The sequence below is a fragment of the Ottowia beijingensis genome, from assembly GCF_013423955.1.
GTDB classification, from domain to species: Bacteria; Pseudomonadota; Gammaproteobacteria; order Burkholderiales; family Burkholderiaceae_C; genus Ottowia; species Ottowia beijingensis.
The window spans coordinates 1,241,286-1,263,054 of record NZ_JACCKX010000001.1 but is presented as its reverse complement, the minus strand read 5'-3'; the positions used below and the strand labels follow the sequence as shown (position 1 = coordinate 1,263,054).

At 67.7% G+C, this 21,769-nt stretch carries 16 protein-coding genes and 6 pseudogenes; 17 read left to right on the top strand and 5 right to left on the bottom strand.

The window, feature by feature from the left end; genetic code table 11:
- The first annotated feature begins 30 nt into the window (after nucleotides 1-30).
- From argB to H0I39_RS06325, 13 genes and pseudogenes are all read left to right on the top strand, one after another.
- Entirely contained in the window at nucleotides 31-924 is an 894-nt protein-coding gene (argB, locus tag H0I39_RS06380; RefSeq protein WP_180549952.1) for an acetylglutamate kinase, read from the top strand.
- 550 nt (nucleotides 925-1,474) lie between these two features.
- Complete coding sequence (gene slmA, locus H0I39_RS06375) at nucleotides 1,475-2,125, top strand: nucleoid occlusion factor SlmA (RefSeq protein WP_180549951.1); 651 nt, start codon at nucleotides 1,475-1,477, stop codon at nucleotides 2,123-2,125.
- A gap of 68 nt (nucleotides 2,126-2,193) precedes the next feature.
- On the top strand, nucleotides 2,194-3,060 hold the full coding sequence (locus H0I39_RS06370) for a fumarylacetoacetate hydrolase family protein (protein ID WP_180549950.1): 867 nt from the start codon (nucleotides 2,194-2,196) through the stop codon (nucleotides 3,058-3,060).
- Nucleotides 3,061-3,195: 135 nt separating this feature from the next.
- Complete coding sequence (locus tag H0I39_RS06365) at nucleotides 3,196-3,840, top strand: TetR/AcrR family transcriptional regulator (RefSeq protein ID WP_308645786.1); 645 nt, start codon at nucleotides 3,196-3,198, stop codon at nucleotides 3,838-3,840.
- A 70-nt stretch (nucleotides 3,841-3,910) separates the two neighbouring features.
- Nucleotides 3,911-5,677 (top strand): acyl-CoA dehydrogenase C-terminal domain-containing protein, encoded by a 1,767-nt coding sequence (locus H0I39_RS06360; protein ID WP_180549949.1) that lies wholly within the window; start codon nucleotides 3,911-3,913, stop codon nucleotides 5,675-5,677.
- On the top strand, nucleotides 5,674-6,144 hold the full coding sequence (locus H0I39_RS06355) for a DUF2147 domain-containing protein (RefSeq protein ID WP_257645655.1): 471 nt from the start codon (nucleotides 5,674-5,676) through the stop codon (nucleotides 6,142-6,144). Before H0I39_RS06360 ends, H0I39_RS06355 begins: the two co-directional genes overlap by 4 nt.
- An 11-nt stretch (nucleotides 6,145-6,155) precedes the next feature.
- Nucleotides 6,156-8,554 (top strand): annotated as a pseudogene (locus tag H0I39_RS06350) (3-hydroxyacyl-CoA dehydrogenase/enoyl-CoA hydratase family protein).
- A pseudogene (locus H0I39_RS06345) lies at nucleotides 8,505-8,936 on the top strand (endonuclease domain-containing protein); the annotation flags it as partial. The pseudogenes H0I39_RS06350 and H0I39_RS06345, both read left to right, overlap by 50 nt.
- 225 nt (nucleotides 8,937-9,161) lie before the next feature.
- Nucleotides 9,162-10,369, top strand: a pseudogene (locus H0I39_RS06340) (acetyl-CoA C-acyltransferase).
- Between the two features lie 242 nt (nucleotides 10,370-10,611).
- Complete coding sequence (locus H0I39_RS21760) at nucleotides 10,612-11,169, top strand: alpha/beta hydrolase family protein (RefSeq protein ID WP_257645654.1); 558 nt, start codon at nucleotides 10,612-10,614, stop codon at nucleotides 11,167-11,169.
- Nucleotides 11,145-11,498, top strand: coding sequence for a hypothetical protein (locus H0I39_RS21755; RefSeq protein WP_257645653.1), 354 nt, complete (start codon nucleotides 11,145-11,147; stop codon nucleotides 11,496-11,498). Before H0I39_RS21760 ends, H0I39_RS21755 begins: the two co-directional genes overlap by 25 nt.
- 36 nt (nucleotides 11,499-11,534) lie before the next feature.
- A complete protein-coding gene (locus tag H0I39_RS06330; protein ID WP_180549948.1) occupies nucleotides 11,535-12,404 on the top strand; it encodes an acyl-CoA thioesterase in 870 nt (289 codons plus the stop codon).
- A 224-nt stretch (nucleotides 12,405-12,628) separates the two neighbouring features.
- On the top strand, nucleotides 12,629-13,393 hold the full coding sequence (locus H0I39_RS06325) for an enoyl-CoA hydratase (RefSeq protein WP_180549947.1): 765 nt from the start codon (nucleotides 12,629-12,631) through the stop codon (nucleotides 13,391-13,393).
- 548 nt (nucleotides 13,394-13,941) lie between these two features.
- Here the strand turns inward: H0I39_RS06325 and H0I39_RS06320 are convergent.
- Nucleotides 13,942-14,403 (bottom strand): acyl-CoA thioesterase, encoded by a 462-nt coding sequence (locus H0I39_RS06320; protein WP_180549946.1) that lies wholly within the window; start codon nucleotides 14,401-14,403, stop codon nucleotides 13,942-13,944.
- 201 nt (nucleotides 14,404-14,604) lie between these two features.
- Between H0I39_RS06320 and H0I39_RS23970 the strand changes: the two are divergent.
- A pseudogene (locus H0I39_RS23970) lies at nucleotides 14,605-16,496 on the top strand (ABCB family ABC transporter ATP-binding protein/permease); the annotation flags it as partial.
- Between the two features lie 79 nt (nucleotides 16,497-16,575).
- Here the strand turns inward: H0I39_RS23970 and H0I39_RS06310 are convergent.
- Nucleotides 16,576-16,749 carry a hypothetical protein gene (locus H0I39_RS06310; protein WP_180549945.1) on the bottom strand — a complete coding sequence of 58 codons (174 nt, stop codon included), beginning with the start codon at nucleotides 16,747-16,749 and terminating at the stop codon, nucleotides 16,576-16,578.
- Between H0I39_RS06310 and H0I39_RS06305 the strand changes: the two are divergent.
- A pseudogene (locus tag H0I39_RS06305) lies at nucleotides 16,739-16,909 on the top strand (amino acid ABC transporter ATP-binding protein); the annotation flags it as partial. The gene H0I39_RS06310 and the pseudogene H0I39_RS06305 overlap by 11 nt on opposite strands.
- A 201-nt stretch (nucleotides 16,910-17,110) precedes the next feature.
- Here H0I39_RS06305 and H0I39_RS06300 read toward each other — a convergent pair.
- The 3 genes and pseudogenes from H0I39_RS06300 to H0I39_RS06290 all read right to left on the bottom strand — a co-directional run bounded on the left by H0I39_RS06300 (nucleotide 17,111) and on the right by H0I39_RS06290 (nucleotide 20,039).
- Nucleotides 17,111-18,150: pseudogene (locus H0I39_RS06300) on the bottom strand (DctP family TRAP transporter solute-binding subunit).
- Nucleotides 18,151-18,234: 84 nt separating this feature from the next.
- On the bottom strand, nucleotides 18,235-19,533 hold the full coding sequence (locus tag H0I39_RS06295; protein WP_180549944.1) for a TRAP transporter large permease: 1,299 nt from the start codon (nucleotides 19,531-19,533) through the stop codon (nucleotides 18,235-18,237).
- Nucleotides 19,530-20,039, bottom strand: coding sequence for a TRAP transporter small permease (locus H0I39_RS06290; protein ID WP_373368261.1), 510 nt, complete (start codon nucleotides 20,037-20,039; stop codon nucleotides 19,530-19,532). Before H0I39_RS06290 ends, H0I39_RS06295 begins: the two co-directional genes overlap by 4 nt.
- Nucleotides 20,040-20,318: 279 nt before the next feature.
- On the opposite strand from H0I39_RS06290, the gene H0I39_RS06285 reads away from it, so the two are divergent.
- Together H0I39_RS06285 and H0I39_RS06280 are read left to right on the top strand one after the other, a co-directional pair.
- Nucleotides 20,319-20,471 carry a hypothetical protein gene (locus H0I39_RS06285; protein WP_180549943.1) on the top strand — a complete coding sequence of 51 codons (153 nt, stop codon included), beginning with the start codon at nucleotides 20,319-20,321 and terminating at the stop codon, nucleotides 20,469-20,471.
- 152 nt (nucleotides 20,472-20,623) lie between these two features.
- Nucleotides 20,624-21,709 (top strand): GreA/GreB family elongation factor, encoded by a 1,086-nt coding sequence (locus H0I39_RS06280; RefSeq protein WP_180549942.1) that lies wholly within the window; start codon nucleotides 20,624-20,626, stop codon nucleotides 21,707-21,709.
- The last annotated feature ends 60 nt before the right edge of the window (nucleotides 21,710-21,769 follow it).

Sequence of the window (21,769 nt, the reverse complement as noted above, 5' to 3'; positions counted from 1 at the left end):
TCGTCTCAACCTCCAACCGGCCCATCCGACATGAGCACTGATCTCTCCGCCCTGGCCCCGCGCGACAAGGCCCAGATCCTGGCCCAGGCGCTGCCGTACATCCGCAAGTTCCACGGCAAGACCATGGTCATCAAATATGGCGGCAACGCCATGACCGACCCGGCGCTGCAGGCCGCCTTTGCCGAGGACGTGGTGCTGCTCAAGCTGGTGGGCATCAACCCGGTGGTGGTGCACGGCGGCGGGCCGCAGATCGAGACCGCGCTCAAGCGCCTGGGCAAGGAGGGCAAGTTCATCCAGGGCATGCGCGTGACCGACGCCGAGACCATGGAAGTGGTCGAGTGGGTGCTGGGCGGCGAGGTGCAGCAGGACATCGTCGGCCTGATCAACCAGGCCGGCGGCAAGGCGGTGGGCCTGACGGGGCGCGACGGCGGGCTGATCCATGCCCGCAAGCTCAAGATGCTGGACCAGAAGGACCCGAGCGTCGAGCACGACGTCGGCCAGGTGGGCGACATCGAGCAGATCGACCCGTCGGTGGTGAAGGCGCTGCAGGACGACCAGTTCATCCCCGTGGTCAGCCCCATCGGCTACGGTGCACAGAACGAGAGCTACAACATCAACGCCGACGTGGTGGCCGCCAAGCTGGCCACCGTGCTGCAGGCCGAGAAGCTGCTGATGCTGACCAACATCCCCGGCGTGCTCGACAAACAAAGCCAGCTGCTGCCCGAGCTGACGCCGCGCCGCATCGACGAGCTGGTGGCCGACGGCACCATCTCCGGCGGCATGCTGCCCAAGATCGCCGGCGCGCTGGACGCCGCCAAGAGCGGCGTGAACGCGGTGCACATCATCGACGGCCGGGTGCCGCACGCGCTGCTGCTGGAAGTGCTGGGCAACGAGCCGTTCGGCACCATGATCCGCTCGCACTGACGAGGGCAGCCGCTCGACGGGCGGAAAAAGCTTGATCAGCAACAAGTCTCACACAGCGTTGTAGGAGCGGGCTTGCCCGCGATGAGGCGCCTCGTCGCAACCACCGCTTGATCGCGGGCACGCCCGCTCCCACACAGCGGGATGCGGTCGGCGCATCATCTGATTTCCGTTTCCGCCTCGAGACGTCAACCATCGTCATCCCGGCGAAAGCCGGGATCCATGCGCTGCTCACGCGCGTCGTCTGGATTCCGGCTTTCGCTGGAATGATGAGATTCATGTCGTTTCGATCTGGGAATGGAATGAGATATCTTGATGATGAATCAAAAAGATAGCTGCTGACGCCCGCTGATAAAGGTTTTCATGTCGATTTCTCTTGAAAACGTTGCAGGGCAAGCGCAAGCCACTATAAAAATATACCGATGCAGCGCGTCCCGCGCTGGCGCGTGGCCGTCGGGCAAGCGCTCACTTGCATGCGGCGCGGGCGCGACAGGGCCGCACTTGTCATTGGTCCATCCTGTGGCAGAATCATTTGGAAACATTTGAGCCCGCCATGCAGCCTGCCACCGACCCTTCCGCCGCACCTGCCCTGGACGAAGCCGCGCCGGGCGCGGCAACGCGCAAGCGCCCCAAGCCGGGCGAGCGGCGCGTGCAGATCCTGCAGGTGCTGGCGCAGATGCTGGAGCAGCCCGGCGCCGAGCGCGTGACCACCGCCGCGCTGGCCGCCCGGCTGGAGGTGAGCGAGGCCGCGCTGTACCGCCACTTCGCCAGCAAGGCGCAGATGTTCGAGGGGCTGATCGACTTCATCGAAAGCACGGTGTTCGGCCTGATCAACCAGATCAGCGAGCGCGAGGCCGATGGCCGCGCCCGCGCCGCCCGCATCGTGGCCATGGTGCTGCAGTTCGGCGAGAAGAACCCCGGCATGACCCGCGTGATGGTGGGCGACGCGCTGGTGTTCGAGCACGAGCGCCTGCAGCAGCGCATGAACCAGCTGTTCGACAAGCTCGAGGCGGCGCTGCGCCAGTGCCTGCGTGACGGCGCGCCCGCGGCCGATGCCGGCACGCTGACGCCCGACGCCGATGCGCAGCTGACGGCCTCGGTGCTCACCGCCTTCGTGGCCGGGCGCCTGCAGCGCTTTGCGCGCTCGGGCTTCCGGCGCCTGCCGTCCGAACAGCTGGACGCCTGCATCGCCCGGATGCTATAAGCCGGGAAGCTGCCAGCGCCCGATGGACGGGCCCTGAAGGCTGATTCGATGCCTGAAAGGGTCTGCGCATGAAACTGCTTCGCTACGGCCCGCCGGGCAAGGAAAAGCCCGGACTGCTGGACGCCGATGGCCGCCTGCGCGACCTCTCCGCCGTGGTGCCCGACATCGGCCCGGCGCAGCTGGGCGATGCGGCGCTGGCCAGATTGCAGCGCCTGAACGTCGACAAGCTGCCGCTGGTCAAGGGCACGCCGCGCCTCGGCTGCCCGGTGGCCGGCATCGGCAAGTTCATCGCCATCGGCCTGAACTACGCCGACCACGCCGCCGAGTCGGGCCTGCCCGTGCCCAAGGAGCCGGTGGTCTTCACCAAGGCCATCTCCTGTATCCAGGGGCCGGATGACGACGTGATGCTGCCCAAGGGCTCGAAGAAGAGCGACTGGGAGGTGGAACTGGGCGTCGTCATCGGCCGCACCGCGCGCCACGTGGCGCTGAAGGACGCGCTGGCGCACGTGGCCGGCTACTGCGTGGTCAACGACGTGAGCGAGCGCGCATTCCAGATCGAGCGCGGGGGCACCTGGGACAAGGGCAAGGGCTGCGACACTTTCGGCCCCATCGGCCCCTGGCTGGTGACGCGCGACGAGGTGCCCAACCCGCAGCGCCTGGGCCTGTGGCTCGACCTGAACGGCCAGCGCATGCAGACCGGCGACACGTGCACCATGGTGTTCGGCGTGGCGCGGCTGATCAGCTACGTCAGCCGCTTCATCACGCTGGAGGCGGGCGACGTGCTGACCACCGGCACGCCGCCGGGTGTGGGCATGGGGCTGCGCGATGCGCAGGGCCAGCCGGCACCGCGCTACCTGAAGAAGGGCGATGTGATGACGCTCGGCATCGACGGCCTGGGCCAGCAGCGCCAGCGCGTGGTGGCGTTCAAGGCATAGGCAAGTCAGAACTGCGCGCCTATACGGGTGCAGGTATTAATTCAGGGTAAACACCCATGTTCGCGGGGAATGAAGCGCTTGGCGCCCTCCAGGGGATAGGGCAGAATAGAACGACCGTTCGTTTTATTTCAAGCCGTGTCCCGTACCCCGCCGCTCACCATCGCGCCTGCGCCGCAGGCCAGGGCCCGTGCCTTGCCGAAGGGCCAGCAGACCAAGGCCGCCATCGTCGACACGGCGCTGCGCATGGCCGCGCAGGTGGGGCTGGAGGGCCTGTCCATCGGCGCGCTGGCCGAGGCCATGGAGATGAGCAAGTCGGGCGTGTTCGCGCACTTCGGCTCGCGCGACGAACTGCAGATCTCGGTGGTGCGCGAATACTACGCCCGCTTCGAGCGCGAGGTTTTCCAGCCCGCGATGGAGCAGCCGCGCGGCCTGCCGCGCCTGCAGGCGCTGTTCAAGCACTGGATGCGCTTCACCAGCGCCGAGCTGGATTCGGGCTGCATCTTCATCAGCGGCGCGATCGAGTTCGACGACCGGCCCGGGCCGGTGCGCGATGCGCTGATCGAGGCGGTCGAAACCTGGATGGCCGCCTTCACCCGCGCCATTGCCCAGGCGCGCGAGCAGGGCCACCTGGCGGCCGATGTCGACGAACACCAGGTCGCCTTCGAGATCCACGGCCTGATCCTGGTGCTGCATTACGAAGCCCGTTTCCTGCAACGCCCGGGCGCGCTCGAGCGCGCCGTCCAGGGCTTTCACAACATCCTGGCGCGCTACCGTGCCTGATGCCCCTTCAACCTCTCGCCTTTCTTCTGGAGCGATTTCGCCATGCCCATCTACACCCCCGCTGCGCGACATGCAATTCGTGATGCACGAGGTGCTCAACGTCGTTGACGAATTCAAGGCCCTGCCCAAGCACGCCGACCTCGACGCCGACACGCTGAATGCCGTGCTGGAAGAAGGCGGCAAGTTCGCCGCCGAGGTGGTGCAGCCGCTCAACCTGCGCGGCGATGCCGAGGGCTGCACGCTCGACAAGGCCACGCACGAAGTGACCACCCCCACCGGCTTCAAGGACGCCTACGCCCAGTTCGTCGAAGGCGGCTGGGCCGCGCTGTCGTGCGACCCCGAGTACGGCGGCCAGGGCCTGCCGCTGCTGATCAACCAGTGCTTCTACGAGATGCTGAACAGCGCCAGCCAGGCCTGGACCATGTACCCAGGCCTGTCGCACGGCGCCTACGAGGCGCTGCACGCGCACGGCACCGACGAGCAGAAGAAGACCTTCCTGCCCAAGCTCGTCAGCGGCGAATGGACCGGCACCATGTGCCTGACCGAGCCGCACTGCGGCACCGACCTCGGCCTGCTCACCACCCGCGCCGAGCCGCAGGGCGACGGCACCTATCGTGTCACCGGCAACAAGATCTTCATCAGCGCCGGCGAGCACGACCTGGCGCCCAACATCATCCACCTGGTGCTGGCCCGCCTGCCCGATGCGCCCAAGGGCAGCAAGGGCATCAGCCTGTTCCTGGTGCCCAAGTACCACGTCAAGCCGGACGGCAGCCTGGGCGAGCGCAACCCCATCTTCTGCACCGGCCTGGAGCACAAGATGGGCATCCACGCCAACGCCACCGCGCAGCTCAGCCTGGACGGCGCCATCGGCACCCTGGTGGGCGAGCCCAACAAGGGCCTGCAGGCCATGTTCGTGATGATGAACACCGCGCGCCTGGGGGTCGGCAACCAGTCGCTCGGCCTGACCGAAGTGGCCTACCAGAACGCGCTGGCCTACGCCAAGGAGCGCCTGCAGATGCGCAGCCTGTCGGGCACCAAGGCCAAGGACAAACCGGCCGACCCGATCATCGTGCACCCCGACGTGCGCAAGATGCTGCTGACGGCCAAGGCCTACGCCGAGGGCGGCCGCGCCATGGCCATGTACGGCGCCATGATCGCCGAGAAGGCGCACCACCACCCCGACGACAAGGTGCGCAAGGACAGCGAGGAAATCCTGGGCCTGCTCACGCCCATCGTGAAGGCCTTCCTGACCGACAACGGCTTTGCCGCCACCAACCACTGCATGCAGGTGTTCGGCGGCCACGGCTACATCCACGAGACGGGCGCCGAGCAGTTCGTGCGCGACGCGCGCATCAACATGATCTACGAAGGCACCAACACCGTGCAGTCGCTCGACCTGCTGGGCCGCAAGATCCTGCAGAACCAGGGCGCCACGCTGAAGAAGTTCGGCAAGCAGATCGAGGCCCTGATCGCCGAGGAAGGCGTGAACGAGAAGATGGCCGAGTTCATCAACCCGCTGGCCACCCTGGCCGACCAGATGACGAAGTTCACCACCGAGATCGGCTTCAAGGGCTTCGTCAACGCCGACGAGGTGGGCGGCGCCAGTGTCGACTACCTGCGCGTGGCGGGCCACCTGGTGTTCGGCTACTTCTTCGCGCGCATGGCCAGCGTGGCGCTGAAGAAGATCGGCGAAGGCAGCACCGACCCGTTCTACACCGCCAAGCTGCAGACCGCGCGCTTCTACTTCGCGCGCCTGTTCCCCGAGACCGCGAGCCTGATGCGCACCGCGCGCTCGGGCGTGGCCAACCTGCTCGACACCGACGCGGCGCTGACATGATGGATTTCAAGCCAAATCGGGCTTCAGCGCCCGACCATAAAGCGCTGGCAGCTATTGTATTGATAGTTTTCGGCGGTGCGGCGCACGCCCAGATGACCCCGGTGGGCACCTGGCGCAGCATCGACGACGCCACCAAGGAGCCGAAGGCGCAGGTGGTCATCACCGAGGCCAACGGCGTGCTTACCGGCCGCATCGAGAAGGTGCTGAAGAAGGATGCCCAGCCCGGCGCCGTGTGCGACAAGTGCGAAGGCGACCGCAAGGACAAGCCCATGGAGGGCCTCGAAATCATCCGTGGCGCGAAGAAGGCCGAAGGCAAGGACGTGTGGGAAGGCGGCCGCGTGCTCGACCCCGAGAAGGGCAGCGACTACCGCCTGCGCCTGACGCCCATCGACGGCGGCCAACGACTCGAAGTGCGCGGCAGCATCGGCCCCTTTGGCCGCACGCAAACCTGGACGCGCGTCCAGTGAAGGAATCCACCATGTCCCGATTCAACGTCAAGAAAGTCGCCGTGCTCGGCGCCGGCGTGATGGGCGCGCAGATCGCCGCCCATCTCGTCAACTGCAAGGTGCCGGTCATCCTGTTCGACCTGGCCGCCAAGGAAGGCCCCAAGAACGCCATCGCGCTCAAGGCCATCGACAACCTGAAGAAGCTCAAGCCCGCGCCGCTGGGCGTGGCCGAAGACGCCGAGCTGATCGAGGTCGCCAACTACGACGACGACCTGAAGAAGCTGAAGGGTTGCGACCTGATCATCGAGGCCATCGCCGAGCGCATGGACTGGAAGAGCGATCTGTACGCCAGGATTGCCCCGCACGTGGCCAAGCACGCCATCGTGGCCAGCAACACCTCGGGCTTGTCGATCACCCGCTTGAGCGAAGCCCTGCCCGAGGCGCTGCGTCCGCGCTTCTGCGGCATCCACTTCTTCAACCCGCCGCGCTACATGGTGCTGGTGGAGCTGATCGCCACGCCGACGACGCGGCCGGAAGTGCTGGACCAGCTCGAGGCCTTCGTCACCACCGCGCTCGGCAAGGGCGTGGTGCGCGCCAAGGACACGCCCAACTTCATCGCCAACCGCATCGGCATCGCCGGCATGCTGACGACGATGAAGGAGGTCGAGAAATACGGCCTGACCTTCGACGTCGTCGACGACCTGACCGGCAAGCGCCTGGGCCGCGCCTCAAGCGGCACCTTCCGCACCATCGACGTGGTGGGCCTGGACACCGTGGGCCACGTCATCAGGACGCTGCAGGACAACCTGGACGAGAAAATGGATTCGTTCTACGGCAGCTTCGGCACGCCGCCGGTGCTGCAGAAGCTGATCGAATCCGGCCACCTGGGCCAGAAGGCGAAGGCCGGCTTCTACAAGAAGCAGGGCCGCGACATCCTGCGCTTCGACCTGGAACAGGGCGAGTACGTGCCCAGCGGGGAGAAGGCCAACGAGGTCTACGGCCGCATGCTGCGCAAGCCCGCGGGCGAGCGCCTGAGGCTGCTGCGTGACAGCGAAGGCCCGCAGGGCCAGTTCCTGTGGGCCATCCTGCGCAACGGCTTCCACTACGCCGCCGTGCACCTGAAGGACATCGCCGAGACCGCACGCGACGTCGACCAGGCCATGCGCTGGGGCTTCGGCATGAAGCAGGGTCCGTTCGAGCTGTGGCAGGAGGCCGGTTGGCTCGACGTGGCGAAGATGGTTCAGGAAGACATCGACGCCGGCAAGGCGCTGAGCAAGCAGCCGCTGCCCGAGTGGGTGTTCAAGGGCCCGGTGGCCGAGGCCGGCGGCGTGCACACCGAGCAGGGTTCGTGGAACCCGACCACGGGCCAGTTCGAGCCGCGCCGCCAGCTGCCGGTGTATGAGCGCCAGCTGTTTCCCGAACTGCTGCGGGGCGAGGCCGGTCCGCGCCCCGACACGGCCGGCAAGACGCTGCTGGAGACCGACGCCATCCGCGTCTGGACGCTGGACGACGAGGTGGTGATCGCCACGCTCAAGACCAAGATGCGCGCCATCAGCCCTGACGCGGGCGAGGGCCTGATGGAAGCCATCAACCTGGCCGAGGCCGACTACAAGGGCTTAGTTGTCTGGCCGGGCGACGACCCGTTCAGCGTCGGTGCCGACCTGCAGGCCATGCTGCCCGGCTACGTGGCCGGCGGCGCGGGCCTGGTCGATTCGATGGAAAAGGAACTGCAGGAGCTGATGCTGCGCCTGCGCTACGCCAACGTGCCCACCGTGGCCGCCATCCGCGGCATGGCGCTGGGGGAGGCTGCGAGATGGCGGTGCATTGCGCGAAGCGCGTGGCCATCATGGAGAGCTACATCGGCCTGGTCGAAGTCGGCGTGGGCCTGGTGCCGGGCGCCGGCGGCCTGGCCTACATCGCCCGCCGCGCGGCCGAGAACGCGCAGGCCAGCACCGGCAAGGACCTGCTGCCCTTTCTGACCGAAGGCTTCACGGCCGCCGCCATGGCCAAGGTCGGCATGAGCGCGCTGGATTCGCGCAAGCTCGGCTACCTGCTGTGGAGCGACACCATCGTGCCGCACAAGGACGAGCTGCTGTACGTGGCCATCCAGCAGGCCAGGGCGATGTACGAAGGCGGCTACCGCCCGCCGCTCAAGCGCCTGTTCCCCGTGGCCGGGCGCGACGGCAAGGCCACCATTACCGGCCAGCTGGTGAACATGCGCGACGGCGGCTTCATTAGCCAGCACGACTTCGACATCGCGCTGAAGATCGCCCACGTGGTGACTGGCGGCGACGTCGACCCCGGCACGCTGGTGAGCGAGGAATACCTGATGACGCTGGAGCGCCAGGCCTTCACCTCGCTGCTGGGCCATCCCAAGACGCATGAGCGGATCATGGGGATGCTGGCGACGGGCAAGCCGGTGCGTAACTGATCTGCCCGTCCCGCTCCTTCCCCTCTGGGGAAGGCTGGGATGGGGGCCACCCCACATGCAACACCAGACTACGCTTTCCGCTCGTCGAAACGCGCCGGCATTGCGCCGGGCGATGACCGACGCCGAGCGCGCGCTGTGGTCGCGCCTGCGCGGCGAGCAACTGGGTGTGAAGTTCCGCCGCCAGCACCCCTTGGGCGGCTACGTCGCCGACTTCGCCTGCCTGGCGCCCCGGCTGATCGTCGAACTGGATGGCTCGCAGCATGCGAACCAGCAAGCGTATGACGACAGACGGGATGCCTTTTTCCGGTCGCAAGGCTTCACGGTGCTGCGCGTCGCTACCGATGCGCCGTTCGTGAATATGGAGGGAGTGCTGGTGAGCATCCTCGATCGACTCGAATCATTGGCGGGCGCGGCCCCCACCCCAACCCTCCCCCAGAGGGGAGAGAGAAACGAAAGGGCACGCCGTGACTGCACAGCGGCTTGCCACGAACTCCTTCCCCGCTGGGGAAGGCTGGGAAGGGGCTACCCAAGCCCGCCCTTCGACCGCCGCGCCATTACCCCAACCCTCACCCCGCACGAGGGCCTTGAACACCCACGGAGTTTCGCCATGAGCAAACAAATCCAGGACGCCTACATCGTCGCCGCCACCCGCACGCCCATCGGGCGCTCGCACCGGGGCTACTTCAAGCACACCCGCCCCGACGACCTGCTGGCACACGCGCTGCGCGAGGTGCTCAAGCAGGCCCCGGCCTCGACCCGGCCGCCATTGAGGACGTGATCGCCGGCTGCGCCATCCCCGAGGCCCAGCAGGGCCTGAACGTGGCGCGCGTGGCCAACGTGCTGGCGGGCTACCCCAAGAGCGTGGGCGGCATCACCGTCAACCGTTTCTGCGCCTCGGGCCTGTCGGCCGTGGCCATGGCGGCCGACCGCATCCGCGTGGGCGAGGCCGAGGTCATGGTCGCCGCCGGTGTCGAAAGCATGAGCATGGTGCCCATGATGGGCAACGCGCCCTCGCTCTCGCCCGAGATCTTCAAGAACACCAGCAACGTCGACGACTACGGCATCGCCTACGGCATGGGCCTGACGGCCGAGAAGGTGGCGCAGCAGTGGAAGGTGTCGCGCCAGGCGCAGGACGCCTTCGCCCTCGAATCGCACCAGCGCGCGCTGAAGGCTATTCAACAAGGCGAGTTCAAGGACGAGATCACGCCCGTCACCGTGACCGAACGCAGCGTCAACCTGAAGACCGCCGAGGTCACGACGAGCGAACGCACCGTGGACATCGACGAAGGCCCTCGCCCCGACACGTCGCTCGAAGGCCTGGCCAGGCTGCGCACCGTGTTCGCCGCGCGCGGCTCGGTGACGGCGGGCAACAGCTCGCAGACCAGCGACGGCGCGGGTGCGCTGATCGTGGCCAGCGAGGCCGCTGTCAAGCGCTTTGGCCTGACGCCGCTGGCGCGTTTCGTCAGCTACGCGTCGCGTGGCGTGCCGCCGCACATCATGGGCATTGGCCCCATCGAGGCGATTCCGGCCGCGCTGAAGTCCGCCGGCCTGACGCACGACCAGATCGACTGGTACGAGCTGAACGAAGCTTTCGCCGCGCAGTCGCTGGCGGTGGTCAACACGCTCGGGCTCGACCCCGCCAAGGTCAACCCGATGGGCGGCGCCATCGCGCTGGGCCACCCGCTGGGCGCCACCGGCGCCATCCGCTCGGCCACCGTGGTTCACGCGCTGCGCCGCCACAACAAGAAATACGGCATGGTCACCATGTGCGTGGGCATGGGGCAGGGCGCGGCGGGCATCTTCGAGCGGGTGTGAGCGCAGGGGCACTGCCATCCCCGGAGCGCTGGGGATGGCATTTCGCATACTCCCATGCATGCATGCCGACAGCGCTCGTCCAGTGGGCGCAAGGAGCGCATACCCCTGATTTTTCCTTAATGCTTGCATGTGGGAGCGGCCTTGGCCGCGATCGGCGCATCGCCGTGCCACAAGCCGCCATCGCGGGCAAGCCCGCTCCCACACAGCCCGCAGCCCGATCCCGCCACTGAGCACCACCGTCGATGAACACCCTGCACCTCCACACCCCGCGCGGCGGCCACGTGGCGGCGCGCGTGTTCGAGCCACCAGCCGGCACGCCCACCACGCTGCAGGCCGTCATCGGCGCGGCCATGGGCGTGCCGCAGCGTTACTACGCCGACTTCGCCGCCTGGCTGGCCACGCAGGGCGTGCGCGTGCTCACCTTCGACTACCGCGGCCATGCCGATTCGCTGGCCTTGCTGCAGCACCGGCGCGTGCGCCATGTCGATGCCACGCTGCACGACTGGCGCGCCGATTACGAAGCCGCCACGCAGTACCTGCACGCGCTGGCGCCTGAACTGCCGCTGCGGCTGATCGGCCACAGCCTGGGCGCGCAGTTGCCCGGCCTGTTCGAGCGCACCGACCACATCGACGGTCTGCTGGCCGTGGCCGCCGGCAGCGGCTACTGGCGCCAGAACGCGCCGCAACTGCGGCGGCGGGTGCTGTTCATGTGGCACGGCCTGGTGCCGGTGCTCACGCCGCTGTTCGGCTACTTCCCGGCAAGCGCATCGGCGCGGTGGGCGACTTGCCAGCCGGCGTGATCCGCCAGTGGCGCCGCTGGTGCCTGCACCCCGACTACAGCGGCAGCGAGGGGCCGGCCGCGCGCCAGCGCTACGCGGCGGTGTGCTTTCCCATCCTGGCGCTGTCGATCAGCGACGACGAGATGATGACCCTGCCCGGCACGCAAAGCCTGCTGGCGCTGTACGCCAACGCGCCGCACGCCATCGAGCGCGTGACGCCGCAAGACCATGCCCTGGCGCGCATCGGCCACCTGGGCTGGTTCCACCGCCGCCACCAGGCCGACCTGTGGCCCCACACGCTGCAGGCCCTGCGTGCGCTGCCGCAGCGCGTGGCGCAGGCGCCCGCGTGACAACAGCGTGCCGTGCCGCGTGCTAACTTCGCGCCCATGACCCGCCCCAAGCTGCTCATCACCCATCCGTTCGACGAAGCCGTCGCCCTCGACGCGCTGGTGGCCAGCGTGGACGAGCACGGCCGCGCATCGGCGCGCCAGTTCGAAGGCCGCCCGCACCCGGCCTACGCCAACATGGTGGGGCCGTTCGGCGGCGTCACGGCGGCGCAGGCGCTGGCTGCCGTGCTGGCCCACCCCGAGCGGCTGGGCGAGCCGGTGGCGCTCACCGTCAACTTTGCGGCCGCGCTGGCCGATGCGCCCTTCCGCGTCGAGGCGCGGCCCGCGCGCACCAACCGCTCGACCCAGCACTGGACGGTGACGATGACGCAGACCGGCGCCGACGGCGTCGATGCGGTCATGCTCACCGCCAGCGCCGTCACCGCGCTGCGGCGCGACACCTGGAACGCGGTCGACGCACCCATGCCCGCCGTCGCCGCGGCCACCGACGTGCCGCGCGCGCCCTTCACCGACCGGGTGAGCTGGGTCGGCCGCTACGACATGCGCCCCGTGGCCGGCGCCATCCCGCAGCACTGGGACGGCACCGAGGCCGACAGCCTGACCCAGCTGTGGCTGCGCGACGACCCGCCGCGCCCGCTCGACTTTCTGAGCCTGACGGCGCTGGCCGACGCCTTCTTCCCGCGCATCTGGCGCCGCCGCGCGCGCATGACGCCCATCGGCACCGTGTCGATGACGGTCTACTTCCACGCCAGCGCCGCCGAGCTGGCCGCCACCGGCGAGGGCTACCTGCTGGGCCAGGCCCGTGCGCAGTCGTTCTTCAACGGCTACTTCGACCAGAGCGCCGAGCTGTGGAACGAGGCCGGGCACCTGCTGGCGACCACGCACCAGATCGTGTATTACAAGGAGTGAAGCCCGGAATACCGAAACCGAATACCGGACGCAGAGGACGCAGAGGTTTCGCAGAGGACGCAAAAGACGACAGAAATACTTTGTTTTGCATCGCAGCGGGCCGGCGCCTCGGGAAACGTTCAGAGCCTTGTTTGGTATTTCTTTTCTGCGTCCTCTGCGAAACCTCTGCGTCCTCTGCGTCCGGCTGTTTGAAACGCATCCTCACCCAACACCCACCAAGAACCATGTCCGAAATCCTCCAACACCAAGACGCCGGCGTCCTCACGCTCACCTTCAACCGCGTGGAGCGCAAGAACTCCATCAACGTCGCCATGTACGACGCGCTGGCCACCGCCATTGCGCAGGCGACCGACGACGCGGCCACGCGCGTGGTCGTCATCCAGGGACACGAGACGGTGTTCTCGGCCGGCAACGACATCGAGGACTTCCTCAAGAACAAGCCGGCGGGCGACGATTCGCCGGTGTTCCGCTTCCTGCGCGGCATCGCCGCCTTTCCCAAGCCGCTGATCGCCGCCGTGTGCGGCCCGGCGGTGGGCATCGGCACCACCATGCTGTTCCACTGCGACCTGGTGTATGCCGGCGACAACGCGGCGTTTTCGATGCCCTTCGTCAATCTCGGCCTGGTGCCCGAGGCGGCCAGCAGCCTGCTGGCGCCGCGCATGTTCGGCCACCACCGTGCGGCCGAGGCGCTGCTGCTGGGCGAACCCTTCATGGCCGAGGCGGCGCTCGAAGTCGGCCTGGTCAACCGCGTGCTGCCGCCCACCGAGGCGAACGCCTACGCACAGCAACAGGCCCGCAAGCTGGCCGCCAAGCCCCTGCCCAGCCTGATCACCACCAAGGCGCTGATGAAGGGCGGCTACCTGGGCGAAATCCTGCACCGCATGGACCAGGAAGGCGCGCACTTTGCCCGCATGCTGGGCGAACCCGCCGCCCGCGAAGCCATGACCGCCTTCATGGAAAAGCGCAAGCCCGATTTCAGCAAGTGCTGAAATCGGCCGTTGCGTCAGCAACGGAGCCGCAGTGCGGCGCGCAGCAGCTTTCGATAAAGCGCAAGCCCGATTTCAGCAAGTGCTGAAATCGGCCGTTGCGTCAGCAACGGAGCCGCAGTGCGGCGCGCAGCAGCTTTCGATAAAGCGCAAGCCCGATTTCAGCAAGTGCTGAAATCGGCCGCTGCGTCAGCAGCGCAGCCGCGCTTCACCATGGGCTTGACGGCTGAAAACAAGCGATAGCCATTTGGAGCCACATGGCACTCATAAGAAAATAGCTGCTTGCGCCCGTTAATTGGGCGCCAAAGACTTTTTGACCATCAAAAAATCTGGAAGGTCCCCCAGTGCGGCGGCCTTCCAGCTTCCGTGGCAAGGTGCCACAGCGCCCACATGCGAATTTGCTTTCAGAAAAGCTTGACCATCCAGAAGTCTCCGATGAGGCGCGGATCGCATCCGCTGTGTGGGAGCGGGCTTGCCCGCGATCAAGCGTTGGTGGCGACGAGGCGCCTCATCGCGGGCAAGCCCGCTCCCACAACGCTGCCTGAGAGATATCAGTCGTCCGTGCGCGGCACCGGCCGCGGCTTGCCCTCGTCGTCGATGGCGACGTAGGTCAGCTGCGCCTCGGTCACCTTGATGTAGCGCCCCTGGTTGTTGAAGCGCTCGGCGTACACGCCCACGTTCACCGTCATCGAGGTGCGGCCGATGCGCTCCATCTTGGCGTAGAACGACAGGATGTCGCCCACGCGCACCGGCGCCCTGAAGATGAACTGGTTCACCGCCACCGTGGCCATGCGCCCCTGCGCATAGCGCGCCGGCAGCACCGAGCCGGCCAGATCCACCTGCGCCATCACCCAGCCGCCGAAGATGTCGCCGTTGGCATTCGCATCGCCCGGCAGCGGAATCACCTTGAGTACCAGTTCATGATCGGCCGGCACCTGGGCCTCGGGTGCATCGACCGGCGCCGTGTTCGGCGCGCGCAGGTGGGTGGTGACGGAGTTGGAGAGGTGCGACATGGGCAAAATCCGGTAAACACCCCTGAGGCGCTGGCGCGCCTTCCCCTCTCCTGCGGGAGGGGGACAACGCCACTGGCCGGGCCAAGCCCGCTCCAGGGCGTTCACTGGCGTGGCCTGCTCGCAGGCCCGTCGCCTGGGCGTGCAGCGGCTTTTTCGGCCGCTGCACGTCTGAGCTTTTGAACAAGAAAGAGATTGTCCACGATGCGCGGTGGCCGCGATTTGTCCCGTTCCCTTCCTGTTGCCGAGGCGCCCAGCGGGCCGCGCTCCGACTGGCGCACGCTGGGGCGCCTGCTGCCCTACCTGTGGCAATACAAGTGGCGCGTGGCGGCGGCGCTGCTGTTCGTCATCGGCGCCAAGGTGGCCAACGTCAGCGTGCCGCTGCTGCTGAAGGAGCTGATCGACCGCATGACGCTCAAGCCCGGCGACCCGGCGGCACTGCTGGTGGTGCCGGTCGGCCTGCTGCTGGCCTACGGCGCGCTGCGGCTGATGACCAGCGCCTTCACCGAGCTGCGCGAACTGGTGTTCGCCAAGGCCACGCAGGGCGCCAGCCGGCAGATCGCGCTGCAGACCTTCGAGCACCTGCACAGCCTGAGCCTGCGCTTTCACCTGGAGCGCCAGACCGGCGGCATGACGCGCGACATCGAGCGCGGCGTGCGCGGCATCGAATCTCTGGTGTCGTTCTCGCTGTATTCCATCGTGCCCACGATCATCGAGGTGGCGATGGTGCTGTCGATCCTGGCCGTGAAGTTCGACGCCGGCTTTGCCTGGATCACCGGCGCGGCGCTGGTTTGCTACGTGGTGTTCACCGTGACGGTGACCGAGTGGCGCACCAAGTTCCGGCGCGAGGCCAACCTGTACGACTCGGCCGCGCACACCAAGGCCATCGATTCGCTGCTGAACTACGAGACCGTCAAGTACTTCAACAACGAGGAGTTCGAGGCGCGCCGCTACGACGAAAGCCTGGAGCAGCTGCGCCGCTCGCGCCTGAAGGCGCAAACCTCGCTGTCGGTGCTGAACACCGGGCAGCAGCTCATCATCGCCATCGGCCTGGTGGCCATGCTGTGGCGCGCCACGCAGGGCGTGGTGGATGGGCGGCTGACGCTGGGCGACCTGGTGATGGTCAACGCCTTCATGATCCAGCTCTACATCCCGCTCAACTTCCTGGGCGTGATCTACCGCGAGATCAAGCAGAACCTGACCGGCCTGGACAAGATGTTCACGCTGATGGACCGCGAGCGCGAGGTGGCTGACGCGCCCGGCGCCGAGGCACTGCACACCAACGGCCCGGTGGACGTGCGCTTCGAGCATGTCGATTTCGCCTACGAGCCGGCGCGCCAAATCCTGCACGACGTGAGCTTCGAGATTCCAGCCGGCAAGACGGTGGCGGTGGTGGGGCCGTCTGGCTCGGGCAAGTCCACCTTGGCGCGACTGCTCTATCGCTTTTACGACGTCGGTAACGCGCCCCCACGCTCCGCTGCTTCGCATGCTGCGCTGCCCCCGAGTGGGCTGCCGCCGACTTGGGGCGGCCCGGCATCGGCGGCGGTCGCATCCTCATCGCCGGCCAGGACATCCGCAGCGTCACGCAGGCCAGCGTGCGCCGCGCCATCGGCATCGTGCCGCAGGACACGGTACTGTTCAACGACACGGTGGCCTACAACATCCGCTACGGCCGGCCCGACGCCACCGATGCCGAGGTGGAGCAGGCCGCGCGCGCCGCGCACATCCACGACTTCATCATGAGCACGCCCAGGGGCTACGCGACGATGGTGGGCGAGCGCGGCCTGAAGCTCTCCGGCGGCGAGAAGCAGCGCGTGGCCATCGCCCGCACGCTGCTGAAGGACCCGCCGGTGCTGATCTTCGACGAGGCCACCAGTGCGCTCGATTCGGCCAACGAGCGCGCCATCCAGGCCGAGATCCGCAGCGCCGCGCGCGGCAAGACCACGCTGGTCATCGCGCACCGGCTGTCCACCGTGGTCGATGCGCACGAAATCCTGGTGATGGAGGCCGGCCGCATCATCGAGCGCGGCACGCACTTCGCGCTGCTGGCCGCGCACGGGCGCTATGCGCGCATGTGGGCGCTGCAGCAGAGTGCGGACAATCAGGACACTTGATTGGCAACAAGGCTCCCACACAGCGGATGCGGTCCGCGTGTCATGTGAGACTTCTTGGTCATCAAGCAAAAACAATAGCTGCTGGCGCCTGCTGCACGGCGATATTCAAGGCATTTGCATCTGAAATCGTTTGCAAACATGCGCAAGCAGCTATGAAAAGCAAAGTGCCCGGCGGCGCGACCAAGGGTTTATCCTGTGGCCGCACGTCCGTAGAATGCCGTTCTTTGGTGGTCACGCACGAGATGGGCTTTGCCCGCAAGGTGGCCAACCGCGTGGTGTTCATCGACGTCGGCGGCAAGGTGCTGGAAGACTGCAGCAAGGACGAGTTCTTCGGCAACCCCGAAGGCCGCCAGCCGCGCACCAAGGATTTCCTCAGCAAGATCCTGCAGCACTGAGCGGCGGCGCCCGCACACCGCGCACAAGACGGCCTCGGCCGTCTTTTTCATGATGCAGGGAGTATGTTCCGTCAGCGCCCGCCGATATGGCGCTAGCAGCCTGAAATGCGGGGAGTATATGAGGCAATGGCGACCATGGCGACTGGCGCCGGAACCAAAAAGCCCCGCATCGCGGGGCTTCGTGCGGCGCTGGCGCGGGCCTTACTTCTTGCGCGCCGCGATAGCCTTCTCGGCCTGGTTCACCAGGTCGGCGCCGATCTGGTTCTTCCACTTGTCGTACACCGGGCGCGTGGCCTTGACGAAGGCGTCGCGCTCGGCCGGGCTCAGGTGCGTGATCTGCACGCCCATGGCGGCGATGTCCTTCAGCAGCGGCTGGCCGGGCTCGATGAGGCCCTTGCGCGCAATGGCGATCTGCTCCTGGCCGGCCTCGATGGCGGCCTGGCGCACCAGCTCGCGGTCGGCCGGCGTCCACGACTCCCACACCTGCTTGTTCACCACGAACACCAGCGGGTCGGCGATGTAGCCCCACATCGTCAGGTGCTTCTGGCCCACGGTGTGCAGCTTGGCGGCGGTGAAGATGCTCATGGGGTTTTCCTGCCCGTCCACGGCACCGCTGGCCAGCGCGGGCTGGGCGTCGGCCCAGCTCATCTGCGTCGGGTTGGCGCCCAGGGCGGTGAAGGTCTCGAGGAACAGCGGCGAGCCGACGACGCGGATCTTCAGGCCCTTCAGGTCGGCGGGCGACTTGATGGGGTGCTTGGAGTTGCTCAGCTCGCGGTAGCCGTTCAGGCCCCAGGCCAGGGCACCACGCCGGCCTTCTCGAGGATGGTGAACATCTGCTTGCCGACGTCGCCCGTGGTCAGCGCGTCGATGGCGGCGTAGTCCGGCATCAGGAAGGGCAGCGAGAACAGGTTGAGCTGGCGCACCTGCGGCGACCAGTTGATGGTGGAGCCCACGGCCATGTCGATCACGCCCTGGCGCAGCGCGCTGAACTCGCGCGTCTGGTCGCCCTGGATCAGCGACACGCCGGGATACAGCTTGATGTTGATGCGGCCGTTGGTCTTTTCCTTGACCTTGTTGGCCCAGATCTCGCCGCCCTTGCCCCACGGGAAGGCCGGGCCGACGACCAGCGACATGCGGTATTCGGACTTGTAGTTCTGCGCGGCGGCCGGCAGCGAGAAGGTGGTGGCGGCCAGCGCGGTGGCGGCAGCAGCCAGGGTGAGCAGAGTGCGGCGAAGTTTCATGGGTTCAGTCTCCTTGCGGTTCACTATGAAAAAGAGCTGCTTGCGCCCGCCAGATGGGCGCTACAGGCCGAAAACACTTGAAAATCAATACCCCAGCACGCGCGGCAGCCACAGCGCCAGCTGCGGCCAGATGATGACGGCCACCATCACCAGCCCCATGGCCAACAGCATCGGCCAGACCCAGCGGATGGTTTCTTCCATGCGCACATTGGCAATGCGGCACGACACCATCAGGTTGACCGCCAGCGGCGGCGTGAACTGGCCCAGCGCCACTTTCAGCGTCAGCAGCACGCCGAACCACACCGGGTCCCACTGGTAGTGCTGCATGATGGGCCACAGGATCGGCACGAAGATCAGGAAGATCGAGATGCCGTCGAGGAACATGCCCAGCGTGATCAGCATCACCATCAGCAGCGCCAGCACGCCGTATTCGCCCAGGCCCGAGTGGATGATGGCGTTGGTGATTGGGTCGATCACGCCCAGCGTGGAGAGCGAGAACGCGAAGATGCCCGCCAGCGACACCACCAGCAGGATCACGGCCGACAGCTCGCCCGATTCCTTGAGGATCGGGAACAGATCGCGCAGCGTCATCGTGCGGTGCACGAACATGCCGACGAACAGGCCGTAGAACACGGCCACCACGGCCGCCTCGGTGGGCGTGAACCAGCCCATCCGCATGCCGCCCAGAATCAGCACCGGCGCGGCCAGGCCCCAGATGGCTTCGACGAAGCTCTTGAGCAGCGGCGGGCGCGGCAGGCCCGATTCGAGGTGTCCCATGCCGTGGCGGCGCGCCATCCACACGGCCGGAATGATCAGCGCCAGCCCGGCCAGCACGCCCGGCACCATGCCGGCGGCGAACAGCGCCGGCACCGACGCGCCCGGTACCAGCACCGAATACACGATGAACGCCACCGAGGGCGGGATCAGGATGTCGGTGGCCGCCGCCGCGCCCACCACGCTGGCCGAATAGGGCGCCGGATAGCCGGCGCGGTGCATGGCGGCGATCATCACGCCGCCCACGGCCGCCGCGTTGGCCGGGCCGGAGCCCGAGATGCCGCCCAGGAACATCGCGACCGCGATCGCCACCAGCGGCAGCATGCCCGGCCCGCGCCCCACCAGCGCGATGGCGAAGTTGACCAGCCGCAGCGCCACGCCCGAGCGGTCGAAGATCGAGCCGACCAGCACGAACATCGGGATGGCCAGCAGCGGGTACTTGCCCAGGCCGGCGTAGAAGTTCTGCGGCACCGCCAGCAGGCCGAACCACGGCGCCTGGGCATTCGCCAGCGCAATGGCCGCCGCGCCGGCCAGGCCCAGCGAGGCACCGATGGGCACGCCCATCAGCATGGTGATGATGAAAAGCGCAAAGAGCAGCGTGGCGATCATGGCGCATGCTCCTCGGCACGCACCTCGGGCGAGGTGGGCAGATCGACGCTGTCGGCCGCGGCGCGGCCGCCGCGCAGCATCAGGCCGATGGCGCGGCCCATGATGGCCACGCTGAGGATCGGCAGCCACATCGTGTACCACCACTGCGGCACGCCGATGCCGGGCGAGGTTTCGCCGTACTGCACGTCGTCCCACAGCACGCGCGCCGACAGCACGGCCAGCAGCGCGAACAGCAGCGCCACCAGCCCGGCGCCGAACTGGGCCAGCGTGCGCTGGCGCCGCTCGGGGCCGCTGTCGGCAAAGAATTCGATGCGGATGTGCCGGTTGCGCGCCACCGCGGCCGAACCGGCCACCATGGCCAGCACGATCATCAGGAACACCGACACCTCTTCCGTCCACGCGAACGATACATTGGTGAAATAGCGCACCAGCACGTTGGCGAAGGTAATCAGCGCCAGCAGCGCCATGATGATCACCGTCAGCCAGTCCTCGATGGCCAGCGGCACGCGTGTCGGGGCGTCAGCCGGTGCCGGGGCGGCGGGCTGATCGGGTATGTGGGGGAAGACATGAGGGAAACGGCTCGGAGCGAACGCGGCAACAAAAAACGCGGCCTGTGCAGCCGCGCCCGCTATCTTAAGCGCCCCGCACCCCGGCGGGCGCGCCGCCTGACGCCGCCGGGTGCATGGAAACCCTGAAAGCCGCGCCGCGCCTGCCGCCCGGGCGATCCGGCCCGGCGCCGCGGCGGCCATTGGCCTTTTCGGTGCCGGGGCGGTATCATCCGGCCCATGCACGCCATCCCTGCCTGCCCCACGCGCGTCCTGTCGCGCGCCACATCGGCCCCCACGGCCGGGGCCACGGCGTGCGCGCGCACGATCCGTCGAACGCCAGCGCGGGCGCACCACGCCCGCCGTGCCGGCCTGCTGGCCGCACTCTCCTGAGCCCGACGATCCCCCGACCTCTGATTGAGCGCTGCCCGGATCGTCGGGCACCGCACCGGCGCGCCGCGCATCCGCTTGATTCCACGCCGTGGCGGCTGCCCCGCCCGCCGGCCAGCACCGCACAGACAACCCCTTTTTCGCAGGAGACTGCCATGACCGCCAACGATTTCAACCGCACCATCACCGACCTGGACCACGTGCGCATCTTCAACATGCTGCGCCGCCAGTCGGCCGACGCCGCCGCCGCGGCGCAGGCCGAGGAACTGTCGGACCTGATCGACGCTGCCGAGGTGGTGCGCCCGCAGGAGATCGCCGGCGACATCGTCACCATGTATTCCAAGCTGCGCGTGGCCGACGCGGCGGGCGGTGCCGAGCGCAGCGTGACCCTGGTCTACCCGGCCGACGCCGATGCCGCGCAGGGCATGATCTCGGTGCTGTCGCCCCTGGGCACGGCGCTGCTGGGCCTGCGCGCCGGCGAGGTGGCGCGCTGGCGCGGCATCGACGGCAAGGAGGGGCGCTGGAAGTGCGCGCCATCGAGTTCCAGCCCGAGGCCAGCGGCGACTACACGGCCTGAGGTTGTCAAAGCCGCGCTGTGCCGAGCGGCCTTGCGCGGAGCCGTAAGCAATCGCTCACATCGGTCGGCGTGCCGGCCTGTTGTGCTACGTGGCGTGAAGGTGCCGTCCTTCACGGCGCAAGGAAGGCTGCCCGCAACGGCGGTGCAGCCGGCGCTTTCAATATCGCTTCAGCGGCTTCGCTTTTTCGGCGGCCGCGCCATCCAAGACAAGGAGCGAAAAATGTTGAAGAGCAACCAACCCGTGTCCGTCAAAGGCGTTGCCGCCCTGGGCGCCATCGTCACCCTGGCCGCGCTGACCGGCTGCGTGACCCGCACGCGCGAAGTCGTCGTCGAGCGCCCCACCGCGCCCGCCGTGGTGGTGCAGCAGCCCGTGGCCGCCGCACCGGCCAACGTGCGCACCATGCCCGGCCCCATCAACGAGCAGCGCGGCGTGTCGCCCGGCGCGGGCTACAGCTGGCTGACCGGCTACTGGGCCTGGGACGGCGTGCGCTGGGTGTGGCAGCCGGGCCGCTGGATCCAGGGTGCGGCACCCGCCATCCCGGCCCCGCAGGCCGAGACCATGGGCAATGCGCCCCATGCCACGGCGTACTGGGTGCCGGGCTACTGGGCCTACAACACCTCCAGCAACACCTGGGTGTGGACGCCGGGCGCCTGGAGAAACTGACCCTCCCCTGTGGCGCTGGCGCGCCTTCCCCTGAGAGGGACAACGCTGGTGGCCGGCTCA

Coding starts and splice junctions, on each gene's coding strand:
- H0I39_RS06355 (WP_257645655.1), top strand. CDS start 5,674: ATGATGGATTTCAAGCCAAATCGGGCTTCAGCGCCCGACCATAAAGCG.
- H0I39_RS06330 (WP_180549948.1), top strand. CDS start 11,535: ATGACCCGCCCCAAGCTGCTCATCACCCATCCGTTCGACGAAGCCGTC.
- argB (WP_180549952.1), top strand. CDS start 31: ATGAGCACTGATCTCTCCGCCCTGGCCCCGCGCGACAAGGCCCAGATC.
- slmA (WP_180549951.1), top strand. CDS start 1,475: ATGCAGCCTGCCACCGACCCTTCCGCCGCACCTGCCCTGGACGAAGCC.
- H0I39_RS06370 (WP_180549950.1), top strand. CDS start 2,194: ATGAAACTGCTTCGCTACGGCCCGCCGGGCAAGGAAAAGCCCGGACTG.
- H0I39_RS06285 (WP_180549943.1), top strand. CDS start 20,319: ATGCACGCCATCCCTGCCTGCCCCACGCGCGTCCTGTCGCGCGCCACA.
- H0I39_RS21760 (WP_257645654.1), top strand. CDS start 10,612: ATGAACACCCTGCACCTCCACACCCCGCGCGGCGGCCACGTGGCGGCG.
- H0I39_RS06360 (WP_180549949.1), top strand. CDS start 3,911: ATGCAATTCGTGATGCACGAGGTGCTCAACGTCGTTGACGAATTCAAG.
- H0I39_RS06295 (WP_180549944.1), bottom strand. CDS start 19,533: ATGATCGCCACGCTGCTCTTTGCGCTTTTCATCATCACCATGCTGATG.
- H0I39_RS06320 (WP_180549946.1), bottom strand. CDS start 14,403: ATGTCGCACCTCTCCAACTCCGTCACCACCCACCTGCGCGCGCCGAAC.
- H0I39_RS06325 (WP_180549947.1), top strand. CDS start 12,629: ATGTCCGAAATCCTCCAACACCAAGACGCCGGCGTCCTCACGCTCACC.
- H0I39_RS06280 (WP_180549942.1), top strand. CDS start 20,624: ATGACCGCCAACGATTTCAACCGCACCATCACCGACCTGGACCACGTG.